The 21,246-nt window shown below is 62.7% G+C and carries 22 protein-coding genes; 12 read left to right on the forward strand and 10 right to left on the reverse strand.

The window, feature by feature from the left end:
• Nucleotides 1-274 precede the first annotated feature (274 nt).
• The 3 genes from ACX0MV_RS01130 (at nucleotide 275) to ACX0MV_RS01140 (ending at nucleotide 4,382) form a co-directional block, all read left to right on the forward strand.
• Nucleotides 275-772, forward strand: a complete 498-nt coding sequence (locus ACX0MV_RS01130) for a GNAT family N-acetyltransferase (RefSeq protein ID WP_458980652.1) — start codon at nucleotides 275-277, stop codon at nucleotides 770-772.
• Nucleotides 773-983: 211 nt separating this feature from the next.
• Nucleotides 984-3,101, forward strand: coding sequence for a TonB-dependent siderophore receptor (locus tag ACX0MV_RS01135; RefSeq protein ID WP_458980653.1), 2,118 nt, complete (start codon nucleotides 984-986; stop codon nucleotides 3,099-3,101).
• A 66-nt stretch (nucleotides 3,102-3,167) separates the two neighbouring features.
• Nucleotides 3,168-4,382: a PepSY-associated TM helix domain-containing protein gene (locus tag ACX0MV_RS01140; protein WP_458980654.1), complete on the forward strand. Its 1,215-nt coding sequence runs from the start codon at nucleotides 3,168-3,170 to the stop codon at nucleotides 4,380-4,382.
• Here the strand turns inward: ACX0MV_RS01140 and ACX0MV_RS01145 are convergent.
• A complete protein-coding gene (locus ACX0MV_RS01145; RefSeq protein ID WP_458980655.1) occupies nucleotides 4,379-5,110 on the reverse strand; it encodes a substrate-binding periplasmic protein in 732 nt (243 codons plus the stop codon). The two genes, ACX0MV_RS01140 and ACX0MV_RS01145, sit on opposite strands and share 4 nt — an antisense overlap.
• A 221-nt stretch (nucleotides 5,111-5,331) precedes the next feature.
• Between ACX0MV_RS01145 and ACX0MV_RS01150 the strand changes: the two genes are divergently transcribed.
• Together ACX0MV_RS01150 and ACX0MV_RS01155 are read left to right on the forward strand one after the other, a co-directional pair.
• Nucleotides 5,332-5,904: a LemA family protein gene (locus ACX0MV_RS01150; protein ID WP_458980656.1), complete on the forward strand. Its 573-nt coding sequence runs from the start codon at nucleotides 5,332-5,334 to the stop codon at nucleotides 5,902-5,904.
• Between the two features lies 1 nt (nucleotide 5,905).
• A complete protein-coding gene (locus ACX0MV_RS01155) occupies nucleotides 5,906-7,852 on the forward strand; it encodes a DUF2207 domain-containing protein (RefSeq protein WP_458980657.1) in 1,947 nt (648 codons plus the stop codon).
• 47 nt (nucleotides 7,853-7,899) lie between these two features.
• Here the strand turns inward: ACX0MV_RS01155 and ACX0MV_RS01160 are convergent, their stop codons facing one another.
• Nucleotides 7,900-8,382: a GNAT family N-acetyltransferase gene (locus ACX0MV_RS01160; RefSeq protein ID WP_458980658.1), complete on the reverse strand. Its 483-nt coding sequence runs from the start codon at nucleotides 8,380-8,382 to the stop codon at nucleotides 7,900-7,902.
• Between the two features lie 418 nt (nucleotides 8,383-8,800).
• Between ACX0MV_RS01160 and zigA the strand changes: the two genes are divergently transcribed.
• Both zigA and ACX0MV_RS01170 read left to right on the forward strand, forming a co-directional pair.
• Nucleotides 8,801-10,009 carry a zinc metallochaperone GTPase ZigA gene (gene zigA, locus ACX0MV_RS01165; protein ID WP_458980659.1) on the forward strand — a complete coding sequence of 403 codons (1,209 nt, stop codon included), beginning with the start codon at nucleotides 8,801-8,803 and terminating at the stop codon, nucleotides 10,007-10,009.
• Nucleotides 10,009-10,653 carry a DUF1826 domain-containing protein gene (locus ACX0MV_RS01170; RefSeq protein WP_458980660.1) on the forward strand — a complete coding sequence of 215 codons (645 nt, stop codon included), beginning with the start codon at nucleotides 10,009-10,011 and terminating at the stop codon, nucleotides 10,651-10,653. The genes zigA and ACX0MV_RS01170 overlap by 1 nt, the downstream gene beginning before the upstream one ends.
• 24 nt (nucleotides 10,654-10,677) lie before the next feature.
• Here the strand turns inward: ACX0MV_RS01170 and ACX0MV_RS01175 are convergent, their stop codons facing one another.
• Nucleotides 10,678-11,031 carry an NADH:ubiquinone oxidoreductase gene (locus ACX0MV_RS01175; protein ID WP_458980661.1) on the reverse strand — a complete coding sequence of 118 codons (354 nt, stop codon included), beginning with the start codon at nucleotides 11,029-11,031 and terminating at the stop codon, nucleotides 10,678-10,680.
• A 156-nt stretch (nucleotides 11,032-11,187) separates the two neighbouring features.
• Here ACX0MV_RS01175 and ACX0MV_RS01180 point away from each other — a divergent pair, with 156 nt between their 5' ends.
• Nucleotides 11,188-12,171, forward strand: a complete 984-nt coding sequence (locus ACX0MV_RS01180; RefSeq protein ID WP_458980662.1) for a CobW family GTP-binding protein — start codon at nucleotides 11,188-11,190, stop codon at nucleotides 12,169-12,171.
• On the opposite strand, the gene ACX0MV_RS01185 is transcribed toward ACX0MV_RS01180, so the two are convergent.
• A complete protein-coding gene (locus tag ACX0MV_RS01185; protein ID WP_458980663.1) occupies nucleotides 12,166-12,525 on the reverse strand; it encodes a hypothetical protein in 360 nt (119 codons plus the stop codon). The two genes, ACX0MV_RS01180 and ACX0MV_RS01185, sit on opposite strands and share 6 nt — an antisense overlap.
• Before the next feature lie 272 nt (nucleotides 12,526-12,797).
• On the opposite strand from ACX0MV_RS01185, the gene ACX0MV_RS01190 reads away from it, so the two are divergent.
• Nucleotides 12,798-13,676: an alpha/beta fold hydrolase gene (locus tag ACX0MV_RS01190; protein ID WP_458980664.1), complete on the forward strand. Its 879-nt coding sequence runs from the start codon at nucleotides 12,798-12,800 to the stop codon at nucleotides 13,674-13,676.
• Nucleotides 13,677-13,679: 3 nt separating this feature from the next.
• Nucleotides 13,680-14,054 carry a DUF7079 family protein gene (locus ACX0MV_RS01195; protein WP_458980665.1) on the forward strand — a complete coding sequence of 125 codons (375 nt, stop codon included), beginning with the start codon at nucleotides 13,680-13,682 and terminating at the stop codon, nucleotides 14,052-14,054.
• On the opposite strand, the gene ACX0MV_RS01200 is transcribed toward ACX0MV_RS01195, so the two are convergent.
• Together ACX0MV_RS01200 and ACX0MV_RS01205 are read right to left on the reverse strand one after the other, a co-directional pair.
• Complete coding sequence (locus ACX0MV_RS01200; protein ID WP_458980666.1) at nucleotides 14,051-14,446, reverse strand: DUF3301 domain-containing protein; 396 nt, start codon at nucleotides 14,444-14,446, stop codon at nucleotides 14,051-14,053. The two genes, ACX0MV_RS01195 and ACX0MV_RS01200, sit on opposite strands and share 4 nt — an antisense overlap.
• A gap of 54 nt (nucleotides 14,447-14,500) precedes the next feature.
• On the reverse strand, nucleotides 14,501-14,986 hold the full coding sequence (locus ACX0MV_RS01205; RefSeq protein ID WP_458980667.1) for an acyl-CoA thioesterase: 486 nt from the start codon (nucleotides 14,984-14,986) through the stop codon (nucleotides 14,501-14,503).
• A gap of 145 nt (nucleotides 14,987-15,131) precedes the next feature.
• On the opposite strand from ACX0MV_RS01205, the gene ACX0MV_RS01210 reads away from it, so the two are divergent.
• Complete coding sequence (locus tag ACX0MV_RS01210; RefSeq protein WP_458980668.1) at nucleotides 15,132-15,845, forward strand: tetratricopeptide repeat protein; 714 nt, start codon at nucleotides 15,132-15,134, stop codon at nucleotides 15,843-15,845.
• Between the two features lie 21 nt (nucleotides 15,846-15,866).
• Here ACX0MV_RS01210 and ACX0MV_RS01215 read toward each other — a convergent pair whose 3' ends face one another.
• Nucleotides 15,867-17,234: a glutamine synthetase family protein gene (locus ACX0MV_RS01215; RefSeq protein WP_458980669.1), complete on the reverse strand. Its 1,368-nt coding sequence runs from the start codon at nucleotides 17,232-17,234 to the stop codon at nucleotides 15,867-15,869.
• 157 nt (nucleotides 17,235-17,391) lie between these two features.
• Nucleotides 17,392-18,783 (reverse strand): aspartate aminotransferase family protein, encoded by a 1,392-nt coding sequence (locus ACX0MV_RS01220; protein ID WP_458980670.1) that lies wholly within the window; start codon nucleotides 18,781-18,783, stop codon nucleotides 17,392-17,394.
• Between the two features lie 225 nt (nucleotides 18,784-19,008).
• On the opposite strand from ACX0MV_RS01220, the gene ACX0MV_RS01225 reads away from it, so the two are divergent.
• Nucleotides 19,009-19,665, forward strand: coding sequence for a GntR family transcriptional regulator (locus ACX0MV_RS01225; protein ID WP_458980671.1), 657 nt, complete (start codon nucleotides 19,009-19,011; stop codon nucleotides 19,663-19,665).
• Between the two features lie 16 nt (nucleotides 19,666-19,681).
• Here the strand turns inward: ACX0MV_RS01225 and ACX0MV_RS01230 are convergent, their stop codons facing one another.
• Nucleotides 19,682-20,092: an SMI1/KNR4 family protein gene (locus tag ACX0MV_RS01230; RefSeq protein WP_458980672.1), complete on the reverse strand. Its 411-nt coding sequence runs from the start codon at nucleotides 20,090-20,092 to the stop codon at nucleotides 19,682-19,684.
• A gap of 163 nt (nucleotides 20,093-20,255) precedes the next feature.
• Nucleotides 20,256-21,086, reverse strand: a complete 831-nt coding sequence (locus ACX0MV_RS01235) for a Tim44 domain-containing protein (RefSeq protein ID WP_458980673.1) — start codon at nucleotides 21,084-21,086, stop codon at nucleotides 20,256-20,258.
• Nucleotides 21,087-21,246: the final 160 nt, after the last annotated feature.

Genomic DNA, 21,246 nt, shown 5'->3' on the forward strand with positions numbered 1-21,246 from the left:
TGCGTTCGCTCCCGGGCCACAAGCCTTGGTTGTTGTAGAGGAGAACCCCCATTTGGCCCAGCCGGTGGGGGTTTTGTTTTTTCTGGCTCTGCTCAGGTTCCCGCCCCGTAGGGTGCGCCGTGCGCACCAAGGCAGGCTGCGAAATCCTGTCCGCGCAGCGCACCCTACGGGGCACTTTGCGCTGGTGCAGAATCTTGCTTATGGCCCGGGGTTGGTTATCTTGGCTGGCCTGATAGGCCCGCCCCGATTTTCGTGATTACCGAGCAGGACGCCAATGAGTTACACCACCTATTACCTGGAAATGCAGCACCCCGAACAGATCCGCGCCAAGCCGTTGCCGGTGGATTTGAGCGTTGTCGGATGTGCGTACAAGCAGTTTCAACTCAATCGTTTTCTCTACCAGTTGGTTGGCGAGCCCTGGCAGTGGACCGACAAACTCAGCTGGACGGATGCGCAATGGCGCGAATTGATCGAGCAATCCAACCACCGCACCTGGGTGGCCTATCACCAGGGCGCCATCGCCGGGTATTACGAGCTGCTGCGGGATGCTGACGGTGCGGTGGAGATTCTTTATTTCGGCCTGGCCGAGGCTTTTTTCGGTCAGGGTTTCGGCGGTCCGCTGCTGACCCACGCGCTGCAGTCGGCCTGGAGCTGGCCTGGCACCACGCGGGTCTGGGTACACACCTGCAGCCTCGATCACCCCAGCGCACTGGCCAATTACCAGGCCCGCGGCCTGCGCATTTACCGTGAGGACGTGACGCCCGCAAGTTAGGCAAGGGTGCGTGAAAACGCAGTCTCGCGATTTAGATAAGAATTCTTATCATTTAGTTGACGCTCAGGGCGCTCTGCTGCGAAAATCTTGTCGATAATTATTAGCATTACGATCTGGCGATTAAACGCCGGACGTTGACGTGCTGGTGACCACTTCCTGCAACCAAGGACGACCCTGCAGGCATTCGATATTTCGCATTGGGGAGAGTCCTGTGTTTTCCAGAAAGACCCGTCTTGCCGTGGCCGTCGCCGCCGCCTGCAGTTTCAACCATGCCCTGGCAGCTGAAGACGCGGCGGTGCAGCTTGATGCCCAGACCGTGGTCGGCAGCGCCAATGCCGAGCAGCCCGACAGCTACAAGGCTGTACCAAGCAGCGCTGCCACCAAGCTGGAACTGACGCCACGACAGACGCCGCAGTCGATCTCCACCATTACCCGTGCTCAGATCGAAGACTTTCAGCTCAACAGCGTCAACGATGTGCTGAAATTTACCCCCGGTGTGACGGTTGAGGAGATTGAGACCGACCGTACGTACTTCACCTCGCGTGGCTTCGACATCACCAACTTCCAGTTCGATGGTGTTGGTATTCCGTTCTCTTCCGGCAACCAGGATGGCTCCATTGATCTTGCTCCGTTCGAGCGTATTGAAGTGCTACGAGGCGCCAACGGCCTTATGAGCGGCAGCGGCAACCCGTCTGCTACCGTCAACTTCGTGCGCAAGCGCCCGACTGTCGCGCCGCAGGCGCGCGTGGATTTGACCGCTGGCTCATGGGACGAGCGTCGCATCCAGACCGATGTCTCCGGCGCGCTAACTGACGAAGGAAACGTCCGCGGCCGGGCGGTCTACGCCAACGAAAACAAGAACTCCTACCTCGATCGCTACTCACGCGAGGTCAACGTGTTCTACGGTGTGCTCGAAGCCGATTTGAGCCCTGATACCCTGTTTTCGATCGGCTATAGCCTGGACAAAAACCACGCCGACAGCCCTTTGTGGGGCGCGCTGCCGCTGTTCGACTCCGCTGGCAACCCAACTCGCTTGTCGCGCTCGACCAGTACGGCTGCCGACTGGTCATGGTGGAACAATCAGGAGGAGCGCACGTTCGGCGAGCTGACTCACAGCTTCGCCAATGGCTGGCAAGCCAAAGGCAACGTCACCTACGTGAAGAAGAAGAGCAACTCGGAGCTGTTCTACGTTTTCGGTACTCCGGATGAGTCGACCGGGGAGGGGCTATCTGGCTATCCATCGGAATACTCGGCCGATATCCATCAATGGGTGGCTGATGTGTCGGTCGGTGGCCCTTTCAGCCTGGCAGGACGAGAGCACGAGCTGGTACTTGGTGCCAACTGGTACAAGTCCGAAGTGGAAGAGCTGTCGCGCTACATCCCCGGGTTCTCCGTCGCCGTACCCTCGGATGACATCTACAACGGGAATTTCCCCAAGCCGACCGGCTGGGGAAGTTTGGATGGCGGCGAGTATGAGGACAAGCAGAAGAGCTTCTACTCGGCCGCGCGTTTCAGCCTGACCGAGGAACTGTCCTTCATAGCGGGTGCCCGCTCGATTGAGCTGAAGAGCGACGGCTTCTCCTATGGTCAGGATCGCACGCGCAAGGACGAGTCCATCCTGCCCTACGCCGGCTTGGTCTATGACCTGACTGACCAATACTCGCTCTACGCCAGCTACACCGAGATATTCAATCCGCAGAAGGAAGAAGGGGCTGACCTCACGCGCCTCGACCCGATAGAGGGCGAAAACTACGAGGTGGGCGTGAAGGGAGAGCTGCTGGACGGCAAGCTGAACGTCTCGGCTGCGGTATTCAAGACCAAGCAGTCCAATGTCGCCGAGTCCCTCCGCTTCGATCCGGTCAGTGGCAAGCAACTCTACGAGGGTGCCGATTATCTGAGCGAAGGCTATGAACTGGAGGTGTCCGGTGAGGTACTGCCGGGTCTGCAAGTCATGGGCGGCTATACCTACGTCGACATTCAAAATTCGGATCACAGCCATGGCCGTACCTATGCGCCGAAGCATATGCTGCGTGCCTCCAGCAGCTACCGGATCCCGCAGCTTCCGCAGCTGAAGGTCGGCGCCAACCTCAGTTGGCAGGATGACGTCTATCGCGACGTGGCGTTACCCGATGGCAGTGCCGGACGGATCAAGCAGGATGCCTATGCCCTGGTCGGGCTGATGGCGGCTTATGACATCGATCCGAGTTGGACCGTTTCGGCCAACCTCAACAACCTGACCGATGAGAAGTACCTTTCCAGCCTGTATTGGGAGCAGGGCTTCTATGCCGCGCCGCGCAACGCCAGCATGACTGTCAGCTGGAAATACTAAAAAAGCTACCGTGCCGGCACCGAACAGGTCGCCGGCATGTTGCCAATTATTGTGACGAGAAAGCCCATGCGTTCCGCCTTTGTTGTGCTGCACCGCTGGTTTGGCCTGTTTATCGCGGTGTTCCTGTTCGTTTCCGGCCTAACAGGCGCCGTGATTTCCTGGGATCACGAGATCGACGAATGGCTTAACCCGCAGTTGTTCGAAGCGCGCAGCGAAGGGCCGGCACAAACGCCGCAGGCCTTGGCTGCGCAATTAGAAGCGCGTGACCCGCGCTTGCAGGTCGGCTTTATGCCGCTCTACACCGAGCCGGGCCATGCCTTTGGCGTCAGCGTCAATCCACGTGTCGATCCGGCCACCGGCAAGGCCTATGAACTGGACTTTAACCAGGTGGCCCTCGACCCTGTAACAGGCGAGGAGCAGGGCCGGCGGATGTGGGGCGAGGTGTCGCTGAGCCGCGAGAACCTGATGCCGTTCCTCTACAAGCTGCACTACAGCCTGCACATTCCCGACGGGTTTGGCATGCAGCTGGGCATTCTGCTGTTCGGCATCGTCGCGATTGTCTGGACCCTGGATGCTTTCATCGCGCTGTGGCTGTCGTTTCCCAGCTGGCGGGTCTGGCGTAAATCCTTTGCCTTTCGCTGGAAGCAGGGCGGCTACAAGCTGAACTTCGACCTGCATCGTTCCGGCGGCGTGTGGATCTGGGGCCTGCTGCTGATTCTGGCGGTCACGTCGGTGTCGATGAACCTCAACGTGCAGGTGACGCGGCCACTGGTTGAGCTGTTCTCGCCGCTAACCCCCAGCCCGTTCGCCAGCCGCACCCCGGTCAGCCTCGACGAGCAGAAGCAACCGGGCATCAGTCGCACTGAAGCACTCCAGCTGGCGCAGACCGAGGCTCGACGTCTGGGCCTGGAGAAGCCGGCCGGTGGCCTGTTCTACTCACCGGAGTTCGATGTGTACGGGGTGGGTTTCTACACCGCGGAGAACGATCACGGCGACGGTGGCCTGGGCAATCCGTGGCTGTATCTGGACGGCCAGAGCGGTGCCATTGCGGGCACGCAGATTCCAGGCAGTGGCAGTGCCGGGGATATCTTCATGCAGGCGCAGTTTCCCCTGCATTCAGGGCGAATTCTCGGTTTGCCCGGGCGTATTCTGGTGTCGTTACTCGGCCTGGCGGTGGCGATGCTGTCGCTGACGGGCGTGGTCATTTGGGCCAAGAAGCGTCGTTCGCGGGTACTGGCCACGCAACGTTCGCGCACCTTGGACGTGCAGGCGCTCGCCTAGTCCAGGGCGTACTTATCCTTGAGGCGGCGTACCAGCGTCGGGTTATCGCGTAAGAAGGCGTCGAACTCGGCGATTACCTCCGGGTGCTGCAGGCTGGAAAGGGCGTAATGGCCGTCAGCGTGCGGCAGGCTCGGGTCGAAGACCAGGGCGTCAGCGGGCAATTGCTCGGCCTGGAGCACGCTGCGCGCCACCAGTGGGTTGACGTAGATGGCATCCACCCGGCCGTTGATCGCCATCCGTAGCAACGGTGACACCTGATTGCTCAGGTTCACCGTCATCTGCCCACTTTCGATCTGCGGGATGTAAGGCCAGGGCGTGAAACCCCGCTGGGTACCGAGCACTCGGATTCGTTCTACCCCCTTGCCGAGATGTTCGGGACGCACCAATACGCCATCGATATAGGTGGCGGCTGCCTGGCTGTAGTAAATCCGGTAACCCCGTTTCTGGTCGCCATTCCATTGCGGGTCGTCGGGGAATTTGAAATCCACCTTGGCAGCGAGGAAATCCTTGAGCAGGCGCCGCACGGGCAACGGCACGTAGATGAACTGATGGCCTTCGTGGGCGGCGAACGCGTCCAGCAAGTCGCGACCATAACCCTGATATTCACCAGCCTCGATCATCGATATTGGCTTATACGGCTGCAATTCGACGCCGACCTTATAGGTCTGCGCGACTGCCGGGCCACTCAATAGGCCACAGATGATAATCAGCGAAAGCGCACCGTTCATTGCGAAGCCTCGGAAAGCGGGGCTGTAGAAGTTGGGTTTACCTTAGCGTGCGTACCTTTCCTCTCCAAGCCGACGAACGCGGCAATAGCCGAACGGTAGAGACCTCGCTGCAGCCGTAGCTCGCTAGCACTGTGCACCAACCGCTGGAAGCCTGGGTGCCGCTGCGCTAGGGTTAGCCACTTTTTTGCGCTGGCCGTCGGGCCTTTCAGGGAGCGTTGCGCATGGCTGGAGTCGAGGCGTGGATGTGGTGGGCGGGGGCGTTGGCGGTAGCCGTCGGCATTGCCGGCGTGTATTGCTATAACCGGCTGGTATTCAACCGCCACCGCGTCGCCGAAGCCTGGAGCGGCATCGACGTCCAGCTCAAGCGGCGCTCCAGTCTGGTTCCCAGCCTGGTCACGTGCGTAAAGCTGTATATGGCTCATGAGCGCGACACCCTGGAGTCGCTGGTGCAGCAGCGCGCCAATGTTGGCCACCATGAATCCGATCCGGTGAACGTGCGTGGCTTAGCTGAAGGCCAGCTGTCGAATGCGCTGCTGCGGGTTTTCGCCCTGGCGGAGAGCTACCCACAACTGAAGGCCGATGCCAATTTCCTGGCCCTGCAGAAAAGCCTCAGCGAACTCGAAGAACAGATCCAGATGGCGCGTCGTTACTATAACGGCGCGGTGCGCGAGCTCAACATCCAGGTTGAGTCGGTACCCAGCAACCTGGTGGCCCGTGCGTTCGGCTTTGCGCCCGCCGCCTACTTCGCCCTGGGCGACGCCCGTGAAGGGCAGTCACCGGCACTGGAGCTCTGAGATGGCCGGTTATCTGAAACGCGCGGCACTGCTGCTTGGATTGATGCTGGGCCCGGCGCTGCCGACGCTGGCGGATCAGCGCGAACGTATAGAGAGCTTTGCCGTCGAGCTGCAGGTCGAGGCCAACGGCGATCTGCTGGTGACCGAACGTATCGGTGTATGGGCCACGGGCGAGGCGATCCAGCGCGGGATTTTTCGCGACTTTCCGGTGCGCTCGATCAACGCGCTGCTGCTCAACCAGAAGGTTGGTTTCGAGCTGCTCGACGTTCGTCGCGACGGGCTGCCCGAAGCCCATTTCAGCGAACGGGTGAACGCCGTGCAGCGGATTTATGTTGGCGACTCGAACGTGCTGTTAGAGCCCGGTCGCTACCTGTACGAGCTGCGCTATCGCACGACCCGCCAGTTGCTACAGCGCGATGGCGAAGACGAGCTGTACTGGAATGTCACCGGCAATAACTGGCAGTTCCCAATTGAGCAGGCCAGCATTCGCGTCACCTTGCCCAAGGGCGCGGTCGCCCATGCGGTCGAAGGCTATACCGGTTGGCGCGGCGAGCAGGGCAAGGATTATCGGCTGGTTGAACAGCAGGGCGCGCAGCTGCAGCTGGCCACCACCCGTGAGTTGCAACCCGGCGAAGGCTTTACCGTCGCCATCGCCTGGCCGGCGGGCCTGGTGCCACAACCGGATCGACTGACCCGATTCAGCTGGTTGCTCGGTGACAACCCGGGCACAGCAATCGGCCTGGTCGTGTTGATCGGCGTTCTGCTGTTCTATCTATGGCATTGGCGGCGGGTCGGCCGCGACCCCCGCAAGGGCGTGATCATTCCGTTGTTCGAAGCGCCTTCGGGGCTGTCGCCGGCGGCGCTTGGCTATGTCTGGAATCGGGGTTGGCGCAACGGTTACGACGAGGTTCGCGCCCTGACAGTGGCCCTGACCAGCCTGGCGATAAAAGGCGCGATCCTGATGCAGGACGCGAAAAGCGGCAGTGGTTTCATCCTGCGTCTGGGAGCGGGCGGGCAGCCATTGTCCAGAGGCGAGCAGCTCGCGTTGCAGACGCTATTCAAGAATGGCAAAAAGCCGGAGTTGAGCGTAGGCGGGAGCTACCAGCCACGCCTGGCGACAGCGGTGTCGGCCTTGCGCGCGACGCTGGAGAAGGAGCAGCGTGACGCCTGTTTCAAATTCAACCGGGGCATCTGGTGGTGGGGCGTTGCAGTGATTGTCCTCGGCATCGTGGTAACCCAGATCGCCGGACTCGAAGGCAGCGATGAAATCGGCTTCGTCATATTCACGCTGGTGTTTACGTTCGCTTTTGGCGTTCCCGGGCTTATCACCCTGATCTTGGCAGTGCGCGGCCTGTTCTCGCGTGACGCTGCGAGCGATACCCGTTTTTATGCCATCTTCGGGGTGATTTTTGGCAGCGTGGGCCTTGCGTCGCTGGCGGCCATGCACACTGTTGTCGCCCCCTTCAACCTGGGCCTGGTGCTGGCCATGGTGGCGGTTTGCGTGGCGTTCCGCAGTTGGCTGGAGGCGCCGACGCTGCGCGGCCGCGCGTTGCTGGACCATATCGAAGGCTATCGCGACTACCTGGCCCTGGCCGAAAGCGACACCCTGGCGCGGGCAGGCAAGGCGCCCGCCATGAGCATCGCGTTGTATGAACAGCATCTGCCCTATGCCATGGCGCTGGGTGTCGAACAGCAGTGGAGCGAGCGGCTCGATCATGCTTTGGCGAGTGGCCTGATCGATACCCGACAGGCGTATCGACCGGACTGGTACAGCAATGCGCGGACCTTCAGCAGCCCGCAGGGCCTTTCCGAGCGCCTGACCAGCGGTTTGAGTACCGCAACGGCGAGCTCCGCATCGGCGCCCGCCAGCGCCTCGTCGTCCGGCGGCTCATCCGGGGGTGGCTCATCCGGCGGGGGAGGCGGTGGCGGCGGCGGTGGGGGTTGGTAGCATTTATTGCCGATGCGAGCCGTCTCGCATCGATTAAGTGCACAGCGTTATTGCAGCGTCTTGCTCATGGCAAATCGCTGCAAGGCCACCGCGCCGCGTAGCACCGTCTGCGCTTCCGTTACGGCGAACCCCTGCTGCGCAAAGAATGGCCGCGCCACCAGGCTGGCTTCGGTAAATATCGTGGCGTTGCCCGCGGTGGCTAGCTGCTGCTCGGCATCTTGATAGAGCGCCCTGGCGACGCCCCGGCGAGCATAGGCCGGTGAAGTGAACAGCAGGTCGATATGACCGTCCAGGCTGAAGCCGATAAACCCCGCGAGCTTGCCGTCGTCGTCGGCAAGCCGAACCTGCAGCGTTGCCAGACGCATTTGCCAGCCTTCCCGGTCGACCTCCTCTGGCGCCCAGGCCGCGCGCTGAGCAGCGTCGTAATGCGTCGCGGCCAGCATGTCGACCGCCTCGGTGAACAACTCGATGATCGCAGCGAGATCATTGGGCTGATAGTCGCGCAGAAAGAATTCAGCAGATGACGGCATAAGCGATCCTCGGGAAAAGCGTCGGCCATTTTCAGCGCTGACGCTTGGCGCCTCAAGCATAGGACTGCCGTTGCTGGAGATAGCACAAATACCTATGCGGTCACTGTAGGCTGCAATTGTCGAAACGGCAGTTCCACGTGAAACCCCTATAAATGCTGGCTTGCAGTGCATAACGAACTGAAGGCGAGCGCGCTGGTAGCCGAATGCTCAGATTTCGATGCAGTCGCTTTGCTCGTACCAGCGCCAAGTAAACGCATTTAATGTTATGTTATAACCTATTATTCGGCGGCAGACCCGTGAAACCGACAGTGTCTTGGCCAAGCGGAAGCACCTTCACCTGACCACCACCGAACAAAAAGTGCCAGGAACAACGCGAAAAACACCTGCGTCACGCCGAACCCTGATGGAGCCTGAAACCATGAACAATCGCCTTCCCGTAACCGTGCTCTCCGGCTTTCTCGGCGCCGGTAAAAGCACCTTGCTCAACCATGTACTGAAGAACCGCGACGGCCTGAAGGTCGCGGTGATCGTCAACGACATGAGCGAGATCAATATCGACGGCAGCGAGGTGCAGCGCGATGTCAGCCTCAATCGCGCCGAAGAGAAGCTGGTGGAGATGAGCAACGGCTGCATCTGCTGCACCCTGCGCGAAGACTTGTTGGAAGAAGTGGGCCGCCTGGCCCGCGATGGCCGCTTTGATTACCTGCTGATCGAGTCCACCGGTATCTCCGAGCCCTTGCCGGTGGCCGAATCCTTCACCTTCCGCGATGAGCAGGGCCAGAGCCTGGCCGACTTGGCGCGCCTCGATACCCTGGTAACGGTGGTCGATGGGGTCAACTTCCTGCGCGATTTCCACGAGGCCGACAGCCTGGCCAGCCGCGGCGAAACCCTCGGCGAAGAGGACGAGCGTTCGATCACCGATCTGCTGATCGAGCAGGTCGAGTTCGCCGACGTGATCCTGGTCAGCAAGATCGATTTGATCAGCAGCCATGAGCGCGAAGAACTGATTGCCATCCTGCGCGGGCTCAACACCCACGCCGAGATTCTGCCCATGGCCATGGGCGCAGTGCCGCTGAGCAAGATCCTCAACACCGGGCGTTTCGACTTCGAACGTGCCGCCCAGGCGCCCGGCTGGCTCAAGGAGCTGCGCGGAGAGCACCTGCCGGAAACCGAGGAGTACGGCATCGCCTCCACCGCTTACCGCGCCCGGCGGCCGTTCCATCCCGAGCGCTTTTTCACCTTCATCAACCGCGAATGGACCAATGGCCGCCTGCTGCGCTCCAAGGGTTTTTTCTGGCTGGCCAGCAAGTACCAGGAAGCGGGGAGCTGGTCCCAGGCTGGCGGTCTGATGCGCCACGGGTTTGCCGGACGCTGGTGGCGTTTCGTGCCGAAAAGCCAATGGCCGACGGACGACGAAGGCCTGCAGGCGATCATGAAAAACTGGGAAACGCAGACCGGCGACTGCCGCCAGGAGCTGGTGTTTATCGGCCAGAACATCGACTTCGCCCAGCTCTGCGCCGAATTGGACGCCTGTCTGCTCGACGATGCGGAAATGGCTCAGGGCGCCGACGCCTGGCTGACGCTGCCCGATCCATTCGGCCCCTGGGTCGAGGAGGAGGCCGCCTGATGCTCGCGCCGCGACTCAAGCAACCGCTGACCCAGGTGGCCAGCGATCAAGTGGATGTGTTCTGCGAGGTGCTCCAAGATCACATCAATCTGTCGCTCTGGCAACGCCAACTGCCGGCGCAAATCGCCGACTTCGCCACGTTGTTATTGGCCATGGGCCAACCCTTGGCAGAGACCCTGACCCTGGAATTGCCAAGCGCCGATCCCGAGCCCGAACTCGGCGAGCTGCTCGGCCATTACCGCGACCTGCCCGGCCACGGGGCTTTTATCGCCGATGTCGCCTGGCTGGTCGGCGCCTTTGCCTGCCTGGTCGACGCCCGGTGCATTGGCCTGCGCTTGCGCACATTGGACAAGGCGATGTGCCCGCGTTTTCATGTCGATCATGTGCCGCTGCGACTGATCACCACCTATGCCGGGGTCGGTAGCCAGTGGCTGGACGAGGGCGTTATGGCGCGTCAGCGCCTCGGCGACCCAACTGCGGAACCGCAGGATGCGGCGCTGATACAGTGCGCCGCGGTCGGCGATGTGCTGCTGGCCAAAGGCGAGAAATGGATAGGCAACGAGGGTGGTGGGTTGATTCACCGGTCGCCGCAGCCGCCGGAAGGGGAGCGGCGGTTGTTGTTGACGCTGGATTGGCTGGCCTGACGTGGGAGTCAGGGGTATTGGCGCTTAACGCGCCATCCACACCCCTTTGCTCTGCTGCTCGCAGAAGGGCTTGAGATAAGCGGCATCGGTGGCCACGCCGTAATAGTGCACGTCCTGCTTGTAGGGCGTGCCGCCGACGGTAGAGTTGCGGCATACGCCGAAGGCGCCGATCGGGCACTGCTCGACGAACTCGACGGCGACCTTCTGGCCCTTGAGTTGCGGCTGGCAAAAGCCGGTGCGAAACAGAGTGGGCGGGATGCTGCGGTTCTGCTGGCACACCTTGACGTCCAGACGCTCGGCCTGGCTGCGCACGATGCAGGCCTCGCCCCATGCCAGGCTGGACAGAATGGACAGGCCCAGCAGTACACATACGCGCATTGAATTGCCCCTGAATGACTGTGCGGCGACTCTACCACGGCGCTTTTAGCTCGTCTGCGCATCGGCGGTCGCCCGTTGCAGGCCATATAGCCTTCTTGCCCTCTGCAACGGCCGTATGCCTTTCCCTATCGCGTCCGGAACTGCACCATAAGGCCCATGCTGAAAAACATCCCGACCCATGTGATCGCCGGCCCGTTGGGTGCCGGCAAGACCAGCCTGATCCGCGCGTTGCTTGGCCAGCGTCCGGCCGACGAACGCTGGGCGCTGCTGATCAACGAATTCGGCCTGATCGGCCTGGATGCGGCGCTGCTTGGCAGCTCTGACGAAGGCGTCGTCATGAGCGAGGTGGCCGGCGGCTGTGTCTGCTGCGTCAACGGCGTGCCCTTTCAGGTTGGCTTGAGCCGGCTGCTGCGCAATGCCAAACCGGATCGCCTGCTGATCGAACCTTCCGGCCTCGGCCACCCGCTGCAGTTGTTGGAGCAGCTACGTGCCGCGCCCTGGGCCGGCGTGCTGGCCGTGCAGGCACCGGTGCTGGTGCTGGATGCCGCAGCCCTGGCCCATGGAGAACCCTTGCCCAGCAGCCAGCAGGCGACACTGAGCAGTGCCGGTTTGCTGGTGCTGAATAAGGCCGAAGGGCTCGATACCGCGGCGAAGGCGCGTGTCCAGACGCAATTGCCCGAGCGACCGCTGTTCTGGACCCGGCAGGGCGAGTTGCCGCTGACGCAGTTGCCAGGCTTCGCCGCCAAGGCCGATTTCAGCCCAGGCCCGCTCGAACTGCCCGCTACCGCGGCGCCGCTGGCGCAGATCTGGCGTAATCCGGCCGAGCCGATCTGCCAGTTCCAGGACCGCCCGGAAGGCTGGAGCATCGGCTGGCGCTGGCACCCCAGCCAGCGTTTCGAGCTGATGCGGGTGCAGCAGTGGTTGCACACGCTGCCCTGGCTGCGCGCCAAGCTGGTGCTGTACAGCAACGCCGGATGGCTGTCGGCGAACGCCGTTGCAGGTCCGTCCGCCGTCCTGCACTGGCAGAACAGCGAATGGCGCAAGGACTCGCGGCTGGAACTGATATTTCGCGAAGCGCAGGACGTCGCCGATCTGAGCCGCCGCTTCAGCGACTGCCGGCTGACTGATCCGGTGCTATAACGCCATGGCTTCGACCGCCAGGCCCGCCAGCAGGATTGCCACGCAAAGCATGCTGATGCGCAGCGCCCAGGGCGAGGTCAGGCAGTCCATCAGCTGATGGTGTGGCTGTGCGCGCAGCTCGCTGAAGGCATCGTCGAAGCGCGGGTCGATGCTATTTGCGAAGTGACGGCTGCGGTACAGCAGGCGCCGTGCGTCGACCATCTGGCTGTACAACGGCAACTGGATGGCGAACTGAACCTCGCCATCGACCCTCGGCCCGATCTCGCTGACCAGGCACTGGATGCCGTGGCCTTGCAGGCGTTCTTGCAGGTGGTGAAGAAATGCGGAATGGGGGGATTCGGTCAGAACGAACATCGCCAGTCATCCTTGAGGCGCGGTGTGGGAGTCGATATTGTGGCGCGCCCGGGGCTGACTGGCGAGTTTCGCCGCCGGCACGCCTAGCAGGCCGTTGAAAAACTACCTACGTTGGCAATACTGCGTTAAAAAACAGGCCGGGACTCGGCGTCTCGGAATGCTCATTTACAGCACGTAAACTCCGCTTCCTCGCCTGTTTTTGCCTTGTCTTGCCTGCCTCGCCTACGTTTTCAACAGCCTGCTAGCCAATCCTCCATCGCGCGTGTATTCCCATGCAGTTAAACCAATGGTGCCACTCCACTTCCGCCGGTTTTACCCTTCGCGGCTGGCATTCGCCGCCGTCGGGCAAACCGCTGTTGCATTTTCTGCACGGCAACGGTTATTGCGGCCGCGTCTACACCCCGATGCTGAAGCTGCTAGCCGAGGATTTCGACCTGTGGTTGTGCGATGCGCAGGGCCATGGCGACAGCGATCACGGCGGCCGCTTCCATGGCTGGAACCGCAGTGCGGAGCTGGCCCTGGAGGCCTTTGCTGCGGGTCGCGAGGCCTTTGCCGAAGCGCCGGTCTACGCCCTTGGCCATAGCTTCGGCGGAGTGCTGACCAGCCTGATGCTGGCACAGCAGCCGCACCTGTTTCGCCGCGCCGTGCTGCTCGACCCGGTGCTGTTCTCGCCGGCGATGATTGGCGTCATGGCGTTGTCCGATGTGGTCGGTCTGAGCAGTCGCAACAGCATGGCGAGCAAGGCTCGTAAACGCCGCCAGCACTGGCCGGATCGGGCGGCTGCCCACGCGGCGCTGCACGGGCGCGGAATGTTTCGCGGCTGGCAGGAGGATGCCTTCGACGCCTACATCACCCATGCCCTGAAGGACACCGAGGCAGGCGTCGAGCTCAAGTGCCGGCCGACCCGCGAGGCGGAGGTTTTCAGCTCTTTTCCCAAACGCCTGTGGCCCTCGCTGGCCAAGGTGACAACGCCGACCCAGGTGCTCTACGGCGAACGCAGTTATCCATTTGTAGCCAAGTCGGTAGCGCGCTGGTGCGCGAGCAATGCGCACGTCCAGGGCCAGGTAGTGCCCGGTGGGCACTGCTTTATGCAGGAACGCCCGGCGGACAGCGCGGCGCGGGTGACCGACTTCCTTCTGCAGCGCGGTTGAACGATGCCGACGACGCGCGAGGATATCTGGCTGGCGTTGTCCGAGCTGTGGCTCGACACCGAGCCGGACGCGGCAGGTCTGCGCCGGATCGCCGCGGTCCTCCGTGACAGCAGGCTCAGCGACGCTGAGCTAGAGGCGATCTTTTTCTACGAAGTGGCGCCAGTGGTCTGGCTCAATCACTGGGCGACGGCGGGCGTGTGGGCCGGCTTCGAGCCGCGCTGGCTGGTGGCCGGTTGCCGGCGCAATCAGCAGCGGGGGCGCGGGCATCGGTGGCTGTGCAGGTTGCTGCGGCGGCCGATGACTTACGCCTGCGCGGCGCAGTGGCGACAGATTGGTACCGAGCTTGAGCGCGCCGCCAGCTCGCGGGCGCCAGGCTAGTCGCCCGGAGGCTGACCTTCCGGCCGGCTGCGCCAACGCTCCAGTTCGATGATCTGCGCGCTTTCCTGAGCCGGCTCGCGGAACGGATGGGGCGCCAGTTCGATGCGGCCCGGATGGCGGCCGAACATGACGATGCTGCCGGTGTGACGCTGTTCGCCGGTCACGGTGAATTCGAAACTGTAGACCCGCGCCAGACGCTTGTTGCCGCGTGCGTCCGCCAGCAGGCCGATCTTGCGCAATGCGACGTTGCCATCGAGCAACTCGACGTCGAGTTTGGCGCAATGCTGTTTCACCACCAGCAAGGCGCGTTCGCGAATGCCGTGGCCGTGCCACAGCCACATCGCGGCGCAAGCGAACAGCATCACCAGCAGCACATCAAACAGGTCGATCATCGCAACTCCTGAATCGATTCAACGCCTGGCGTTGCCAGCGAGGCTGCCATGGGCCTACTCGCCAGCCTGACTCAGGGCTTCATAGCGCTGCTGCAGTTCGCGGCGAATCTCCCGGCGTTGCAGCGCTTGGCGCTGGCGCCGCTGCTCGTCCGGAGTGCTGGGTTGCAGGGCCGGAACAGGCGCTGGCTGGCCCTTTTCGTCGACCGCCACCATGGTGAAGAAGCAGCTGTTGGTATGCCGCACCGAGCGCTCGCGGATGTTCTCGGTCACCACTTTGATGCCGATTTCCATGGACGTGCGGCCGCAATAGTTGACGGAGGCGAGGAAGGTCACCAGCTCGCCGACGTAGATGGGCTTGAGAAACACCACCTGGTCCACCGACAGGGTCACCACGTAACTTCCGGCATAGCGGCTGGCGCAGGCATAGGCGACCTCGTCGAGGTACTTGAGCAGCGTGCCGCCGTGCACGTTGCCGGAGAAATTGGCCATGTCCGGGGTCATCAGGACGGTCATCGACAGTTGGGCGTTTCCGGGGACCATAGTGCACTCGAGGAGGTGGGTGAGTTGGCGTGGCCGAAGCCAGCAGGTCGGCGGCCCCATGATAGACGAAACCTCGATGCGATCCTGTTGCAGCATCACGGCGCGTGGTTAAGCTAACGCTCTTTCTCTTCGCCAGGTGCTCGCCATGTCCTTTCGTTTTGCCCTTCTCGCCTGTCTGCTGCTGGCTCCCGGCGCCTCGGTTCTTAGCGCCGATCAGCAGTGCGAGAGCGCCACCAGCTGCAATCAGGCGGGTACCGCAGCTTATAAGGCGGGACGCTACCCGCAGGCCATCGAGCTGTTCGAACGCCAGCTACGGCGCGCGGATGGTGCGGGTCTGGAGCTTGCCCTGAACAATCTGATACTGGCCAATCTCAAGGCAGGTGACAGCGGCATGGCCAGGGCATGGCTGAGCCTGGCGCTGAGTGAGTATATGAACGGAGCCGCGACGCGGCACCATCTGGCTAAGGTCGCCGAGGCAGTCGATTATCAGGCGCTCGGTGGCTCGCTCGAGGGTCGCTACCTGCGCTATGGCGGCCAGGCGGTGTGGAGCATGCTAGAGATTCGCAAGGCGGCCGATGGGGGTTTGCAGGCACAGTTTTCGCCACTGCGCGCTGGCGCTCAGATCGAGACGTACGGCCCGGCGGCGATCGGCGAGCTTGAAGGCCGCCTGCAAGGGCAGGGTGCGCACCGGGTGCTGCAGGATGCAGGCCTCGCCCCGCACTGCGCGGTCGAGCTGTTGCACGAAGGCCTCGATATCAGCGTCCTGGAAGTTATCGAGGCGGAATGCCAGGAGTACGGTGGGGCAGGTATCAGCGTCGCCGGGCGTTATTACAAAGTCAGCACCAGCGTTGAGCCCTGATGCAGACGATCGCGGCAGCAGTCAGGCGTGGGTCAGGTACCAGCGCCAGTCCTGCTCGCCGACTTCGCCCATGAACTGGCGGAACTCGTTCCATTTGATCGCCAGGAACACCTTGAGGAACTCCTCGCCCAGCGCCTCTTTGGCCCAGCTGGAGCTTTCCAGCGCGCGCAGGGCGGTCAGCCAATCGGTGGGCAAGGTTTCACGGGCTTGCTCGTAGCCGTTGCCGATGATTTCTTCGCCCGGATCGATCTGATTTTTGATCCCGTGATGGATGCCGGAGAGGATCGCCGCCGCCGCCAGGTACGGGTTGGCGTCAGCGCCGCAGATGCGGTGCTCGACATGCCGGCTGTTGGCCGGGCCGCCCGGTACGCGGAACGACACGGTGCGGTTGTTCACTCCCCAGCTCTTGGCCAGCGGCGCGTAGCTGTTGGCCTGGAAGCGGCGGAACGAGTTGGCGTTGGGGCAGAAGATTGCCAGGGCGTCGTTGAGTGTGGCCATCATCCCGCCGATGGCATGCTTGAGCAGCGGCGTGCCATAAGGGTCTTCGCTGGCCATCAGGTTGTTGCCGTCTTTATCCGCCAAACTTACGTGCATATGCAGGCCGCTGCCGGCCTGGTCGCCAAACGGCTTGGCCATAAAGCAGGCCTGCAGCCCGTGCTTGTTCGCCACGCCCTTGACCAGGCGCTTGTAGCGCACGCCTTCGTCGATGGCCTGCAGCGCGTCGAAGCGGTGCTCGAGGGTCAACTCGACCTGGCCCGGGGCGTACTCGGAAATCGCCGTGCGCACGGGTAGGCCCTGCACGTCGCAGGCGGCGTAGAGGTCGTCGAGGAACGGCTGCAGCTGCTCCAGCTCATACACGCCATACACCTGCGGCGCTTGCGGGCGCACGCCGTTCATCTGCAGCGCCGGTTGCGGGCGGCCATTGGCGTCGCGCTGTTTATCCAGCAGGTAGAACTCCAGCTCCACCGCCATCACCGGGTGGTAGCTGTCGGCCTTGAGCCGGTCGATGGCACGTACCAGTACATGCCGCGGATCGGCCGGCGCGGCCGGCATGCCCTGGATTGGGTGCATGCTTACCTGCAACTGGCCGGTCGGCGTGGAGCGCCAGGGTTGCAGGGTCAGGCTGCCGGGCAGCGGGTAGGTCCAGCAGTCGGCATCGGCCACTTCCCAGACCAGGCCGCTTTCTTCGACGTCTTCGCCCTGGATGGTCAGCGCCAGGATTGAGCTGGGCAGCGGCCGGCCGTTCTCGTAGATGGCCAGCAGCTCGTCGCGGTGCAGCAGCTTGCCGCGCGGGATGCCGTTGGCGTCGATCAGTATCAGCTCGATGCTGCGCACCTCCGGGTGGGCGGCGAGGAAGTCACGGGCTTCCTGGGGATTGGCGAATTTCATGGTGGTCTCTCACCTGATGGGCACGGTGTGCACCGGGGCGTAGGGTGGATGGCGCTTTATCCATCCACCGGGGATTGGTCTGTTGCCGGCGTGGCCTATTGGTGAATGAGAGGAGCGTCGGCTACGCGCCCCGATCCACCCTACGAAATAGCAGGCCTTATTCGCGGGCGCCGGGGATGGCCAGTAGCTCGGTGAGGGCCTGGTCGAGCATGCTGATCAGCTTGTCCACATCGTCCGCCGTGGTGCTCGGGCAGCACAGGGTCATGTTGTGGAACGGGGTAATCAGGATGCCGCGGTTGATCAGGTACAGGTGCAGGGCCATCTGCAGCTCGTCGTGGAACGCCGCCTCGGCCTCGGCGCCGGTTTTCGGCGAGACCGGGCAGAACTGGAATTCGCTGCGTGCGCCCAGCTCGGTCACCGACCATTTGAGATCGTGCTTGCCGATCAGGCTGCGGAAGCCATCAGCCAGGCGCTTGGCCAGCGGCAGCATGTGTGCGTAGGCGGCTTCGGTCATCACCTGTTCCAGGTTGGCCCGCATGCAGTGCATAGCCAGGGCGTTGGCCGACAGGGTGGTGCCCATGCCGCTGTGACCGTGGCCATGGCTGCCCTCACTGGCCTTCTTGCGTGAGGCGGTCATGGCCTCGGCCATCGCCGCGCTGCAACCGAAGATGCCGCACGGCACGCCGCCGGCAATCGGCTTGCCGACCACGAAGAAGTCCGGCTCGAGGTTCCACAACTGGGTGCAGCCACCCATATCGGTGGAGATGGTGTGGGTTTCGTCAATGATCAGCAGCGCGCCGTATTTGCGGGTCAGCTCGCGGCATTTCTGCATAAAGCCAGGCTCGGGCAGGACCATGCCGATATTGGTCATCGCCGGCTCGCACAGCAGGGCGCAAACGTCGCCCTGGGCCAGCGCAGCTTCCAGCGCGGCGACATCGTTGAACGGGATCGAGCGGCTGTACTGGGTCAGGTCGTAGGCCTGGCCGACCAGGCCGGAACGCGGCACGGTTTCGCCGTCGATGCAGCGCACCATCACGTCGTCGACGGTGCCGTGGTAGCAGCCGTCGAACACCAGCAGGGTCTTGCGTTCGGTAATCGCGCGGGCCCAGCGCAGCACATAGCGGTTCGAGTCCGTGGCGGTGGCGGTAACCTGCCAGAACGGCAGGCCGAAGCGCGCGGCCAGCAGCTCGCCGCAGACCACTGCGTCTTCGCCTGGCAGCATGGTGGTCAGGCCGTTGTTGCCCTGTTCGGCGATGGCCTTGGCGATCGGGTCCGGCGAGTGGCCGAACATGGTGCCGGTGTCGCCCAGGCAGAAGTCGATGTATTCGTGGCCGTCGACGTCATAGAAGCGCGCGCCCTTGGCCCGCTCGACGAACAGCGGCACCGGCGTCGACCAGTCGGCCATCCAGTGCATCGGCACGCCGCCGTACAGCGAATTGCGTGCACGTTCGGCCAGGGCGACGGACTTCGGGTTGCGCGCAATGAAGCGTTGCCGCTCCTGGGCGGTGAAAACAGCAATGGCCGAATTGGCAATACCGCTGGCAGTCATGAGTGCACACCTGATGATTTTGCCAAATCATGGTTTTGTGATCACAGATAAGTCAATAGCTATGCGTTAAAGCCAATAATCGGCATATCCCACAAAATTTGTGATCACGATTAATGCGACCATCCGATGCTTGCGGCGCAGCCTCAGTCTCTGCAGACTGCACCGCAGCACAGGTTCGTTCAGCGTGGCGTACCGACGACGTCGGCGAGGTAGGGTCAGGATCAGATGGCGGATAACCTGCAGGAACTGCTGTACCAGCGCCTTCGTGGCGACCTGCTTGCCGGTCGTTACCGGCCGGGCGAACGCCTGAAAATCCGTGACCTGGCAGCTGCCTGGGGCACCAGTTCGATGCCGGTACGGGGCGCCTTGCAACGCCTGGTTACCGAGGGCGCGCTGGAAGGTGAGCAGCAACGTTCGGTGCGAGTGCCGGCGATGACTCGCGAGCGTTTCCAGCATATTTTTCAGGTGCGCCTGAGTCTCGAGGGCCTGGCCGTCGAGCTGGCCGCGACCCGCATCAGCAGCGCTGAAATCGACCAGTTGCAAAGCTGTATCGAGCGCATGGAGCAGGCCCTGGAGTTACGCGACGTACAGGCGTACCTGATCGATAACAGCCTGTTCCACCTGACCCTTTATCGCGCATGCGCCAACCCTATTCTGCTGCGCATGATCGAGTCGCTCTGGTTGCAGGTGGGGCCGTTCTTCAATCGGCTGTTTACCGAAGCCGATTTGTCGCTGCGCTTGAACGACTTTCACGAAGACGCTTTCAAGGCGCTGCGTGCGGGCGACGGCAAGGCGGCGCGGGCGGCCATGGAGCAGGACCTGAGCTTCTTCGGCCAGTTCCTGCTCAACCTGCTGGACCTGGAGCAGGCGGCGTCGCGTTAGGCGCGATGCCCGGCGATCAGCTTTCCAGCCAGACGTCGCGGGCCCAATGCCACACCGAATCCCAGCTTTCGTCTTCGCTGAGTTCACAGGTGTCGCCGTCCCACAGCACCACTGTGCCGTCGAGCTCGACGCAGTAGTAATTGCCGTGGTCTTCGCAGATCGGCACCAGCTCGCGCGACACGCCGAGCGACCAGGCCACCGACGCGACTTCCGGCAGGTAGGTATGGGATTGCGGGTCGGTGACGGTGACCGGCTCCAGGCGCCCGTACACCACATCGCTGACCTTGAGCAGGAACTCGCGCAATTCGAACGGCAGGTTGATCAGAATCTGTTCCTCGATCTCTACCAGCAGCTCTTCTTCCGGCAGCTCCAGCGGCACCGGCACCGGCTCGTTCAGTTCACGCAGTTGTTCGATGACTTCTTCCACGGTGCGGCCTCCACGATCAATTCGGTACGACGGCCCTGCGCATATCCAGCAGAGCGTCGCCATGGGCTGCCTTTTACCCTTCTCGTGAAAGGCTCACAAGAGCAGCCGCGATAAAACAAAAAACCCGGACCAGGTCCGGGTTTTCGTTGAAGCCTTGCTGCTATCAGCCGTTCTGGCGGATACCGGCGACCAGCCAGGGCTGGTTGTCGCCGCTTGCACGCTCGAGGCGCCAGCTTTCGCTGAAGGATTCGCCCTGATCGAAGCGCGAGGTCTTGGCCAGGCCGGTGAAGGTTAGCGTCGCGACGGTCTTGTCGCTGAGGTCGTCGACGCCATCCAGCTGCACGTCCAGGTTATCGATGTAAGTGGACTGGAAGCCGTCGCCCAGATCAGCCCGCTCACGCTTGAGGAACTCGAGCAGTTGCGGGGTGACGAATTCGGCGATCTTGTCCATCTCGTCGGCGTCCCAGTGCTGCTGCAGGCTGAGGAAGTGTTCGCGGCCGGCGGCGACGAAGCTCTTCTCGTTGAACCAGGCCGGAGCGTTGATCACCGGCTTGATCGCGGCAGCGCTGCCGCCGAAGATGCCAGCACCCGCTGCGGGCATTTCACGCTGCATCGGCGCACCGTTGGCCGTTACCGGGCCAGCCTGCTTGCGGCGTGCGGCCAGGAAGCGGAACAGCAGGAACGCGATCAGACCGAAGATCAGCATGTCCATGATCTGCAAGCCTTCGAAGCCGTCACCCATGAACATCGAGGCAAGCAGGCCACCTGCGGCCAGGCCGGCTAACGGGCCCAACCAACGCGATGCACCACTGGCGGCGGCGGGCTGACGACCGGCGGCCGGGGTGGCCTGCTGCGACTGCGGCTGGGCCTGGCGCGACTGGTGGCTCGGTGCCGAGCCAAAGGATTTGCCACCACCGAAACGCTTGGCTTCGGCATCGAAACTGAAGGTCATGGCCAGGCACATGGCCATGGCGATACTGAGAAAACGCTGCATTGTCGGCTGTCTCTTAGTGGGTGGAACGACGCGTAGTGAATAGAACTATGCGCGGCATCTTGCCCGCCGTCGCGTATGAAGGCCAGCGACAGAGTGTTTCGGGCTTTTGCTTTTGCCGGCTCCTGTGCAGCATGCTGCATGCATCATCTGACCGGGGTGG

It is taken from the genome of Pseudomonas cistanchae (assembly GCF_054483635.1).

What these genes read in the sequence shown, in the direction of transcription:
- ACX0MV_RS01160 (WP_458980658.1), bottom strand. Translation starts at nt 8,382, where the DNA reads ATGCCGTCATCTGCTGAATTCTTTCTGCGCGACTATCAGCCCAATGAT.
- ACX0MV_RS01130 (WP_458980652.1), top strand. Translation starts at nt 275, where the DNA reads ATGAGTTACACCACCTATTACCTGGAAATGCAGCACCCCGAACAGATC.
- zigA (WP_458980659.1), top strand. Translation starts at nt 8,801, where the DNA reads ATGAACAATCGCCTTCCCGTAACCGTGCTCTCCGGCTTTCTCGGCGCC.
- ACX0MV_RS01150 (WP_458980656.1), top strand. Translation starts at nt 5,332, where the DNA reads ATGGCTGGAGTCGAGGCGTGGATGTGGTGGGCGGGGGCGTTGGCGGTA.
- ACX0MV_RS01175 (WP_458980661.1), bottom strand. Translation starts at nt 11,031, where the DNA reads ATGCGCGTATGTGTACTGCTGGGCCTGTCCATTCTGTCCAGCCTGGCA.
- ACX0MV_RS01180 (WP_458980662.1), top strand. Translation starts at nt 11,188, where the DNA reads ATGCTGAAAAACATCCCGACCCATGTGATCGCCGGCCCGTTGGGTGCC.
- ACX0MV_RS01235 (WP_458980673.1), bottom strand. Translation starts at nt 21,086, where the DNA reads ATGCAGCGTTTTCTCAGTATCGCCATGGCCATGTGCCTGGCCATGACC.
- ACX0MV_RS01145 (WP_458980655.1), bottom strand. Translation starts at nt 5,110, where the DNA reads ATGAACGGTGCGCTTTCGCTGATTATCATCTGTGGCCTATTGAGTGGC.
- ACX0MV_RS01155 (WP_458980657.1), top strand. Translation starts at nt 5,906, where the DNA reads ATGGCCGGTTATCTGAAACGCGCGGCACTGCTGCTTGGATTGATGCTG.
- ACX0MV_RS01225 (WP_458980671.1), top strand. Translation starts at nt 19,009, where the DNA reads ATGGCGGATAACCTGCAGGAACTGCTGTACCAGCGCCTTCGTGGCGAC.
- ACX0MV_RS01210 (WP_458980668.1), top strand. Translation starts at nt 15,132, where the DNA reads ATGTCCTTTCGTTTTGCCCTTCTCGCCTGTCTGCTGCTGGCTCCCGGC.
- ACX0MV_RS01205 (WP_458980667.1), bottom strand. Translation starts at nt 14,986, where the DNA reads ATGGTCCCCGGAAACGCCCAACTGTCGATGACCGTCCTGATGACCCCG.
- ACX0MV_RS01185 (WP_458980663.1), bottom strand. Translation starts at nt 12,525, where the DNA reads ATGTTCGTTCTGACCGAATCCCCCCATTCCGCATTTCTTCACCACCTG.
- ACX0MV_RS01220 (WP_458980670.1), bottom strand. Translation starts at nt 18,783, where the DNA reads ATGACTGCCAGCGGTATTGCCAATTCGGCCATTGCTGTTTTCACCGCC.
- ACX0MV_RS01190 (WP_458980664.1), top strand. Translation starts at nt 12,798, where the DNA reads ATGCAGTTAAACCAATGGTGCCACTCCACTTCCGCCGGTTTTACCCTT.
- ACX0MV_RS01200 (WP_458980666.1), bottom strand. Translation starts at nt 14,446, where the DNA reads ATGATCGACCTGTTTGATGTGCTGCTGGTGATGCTGTTCGCTTGCGCC.
- ACX0MV_RS01195 (WP_458980665.1), top strand. Translation starts at nt 13,680, where the DNA reads ATGCCGACGACGCGCGAGGATATCTGGCTGGCGTTGTCCGAGCTGTGG.
- ACX0MV_RS01215 (WP_458980669.1), bottom strand. Translation starts at nt 17,234, where the DNA reads ATGAAATTCGCCAATCCCCAGGAAGCCCGTGACTTCCTCGCCGCCCAC.
- ACX0MV_RS01170 (WP_458980660.1), top strand. Translation starts at nt 10,009, where the DNA reads ATGCTCGCGCCGCGACTCAAGCAACCGCTGACCCAGGTGGCCAGCGAT.
- ACX0MV_RS01140 (WP_458980654.1), top strand. Translation starts at nt 3,168, where the DNA reads ATGCGTTCCGCCTTTGTTGTGCTGCACCGCTGGTTTGGCCTGTTTATC.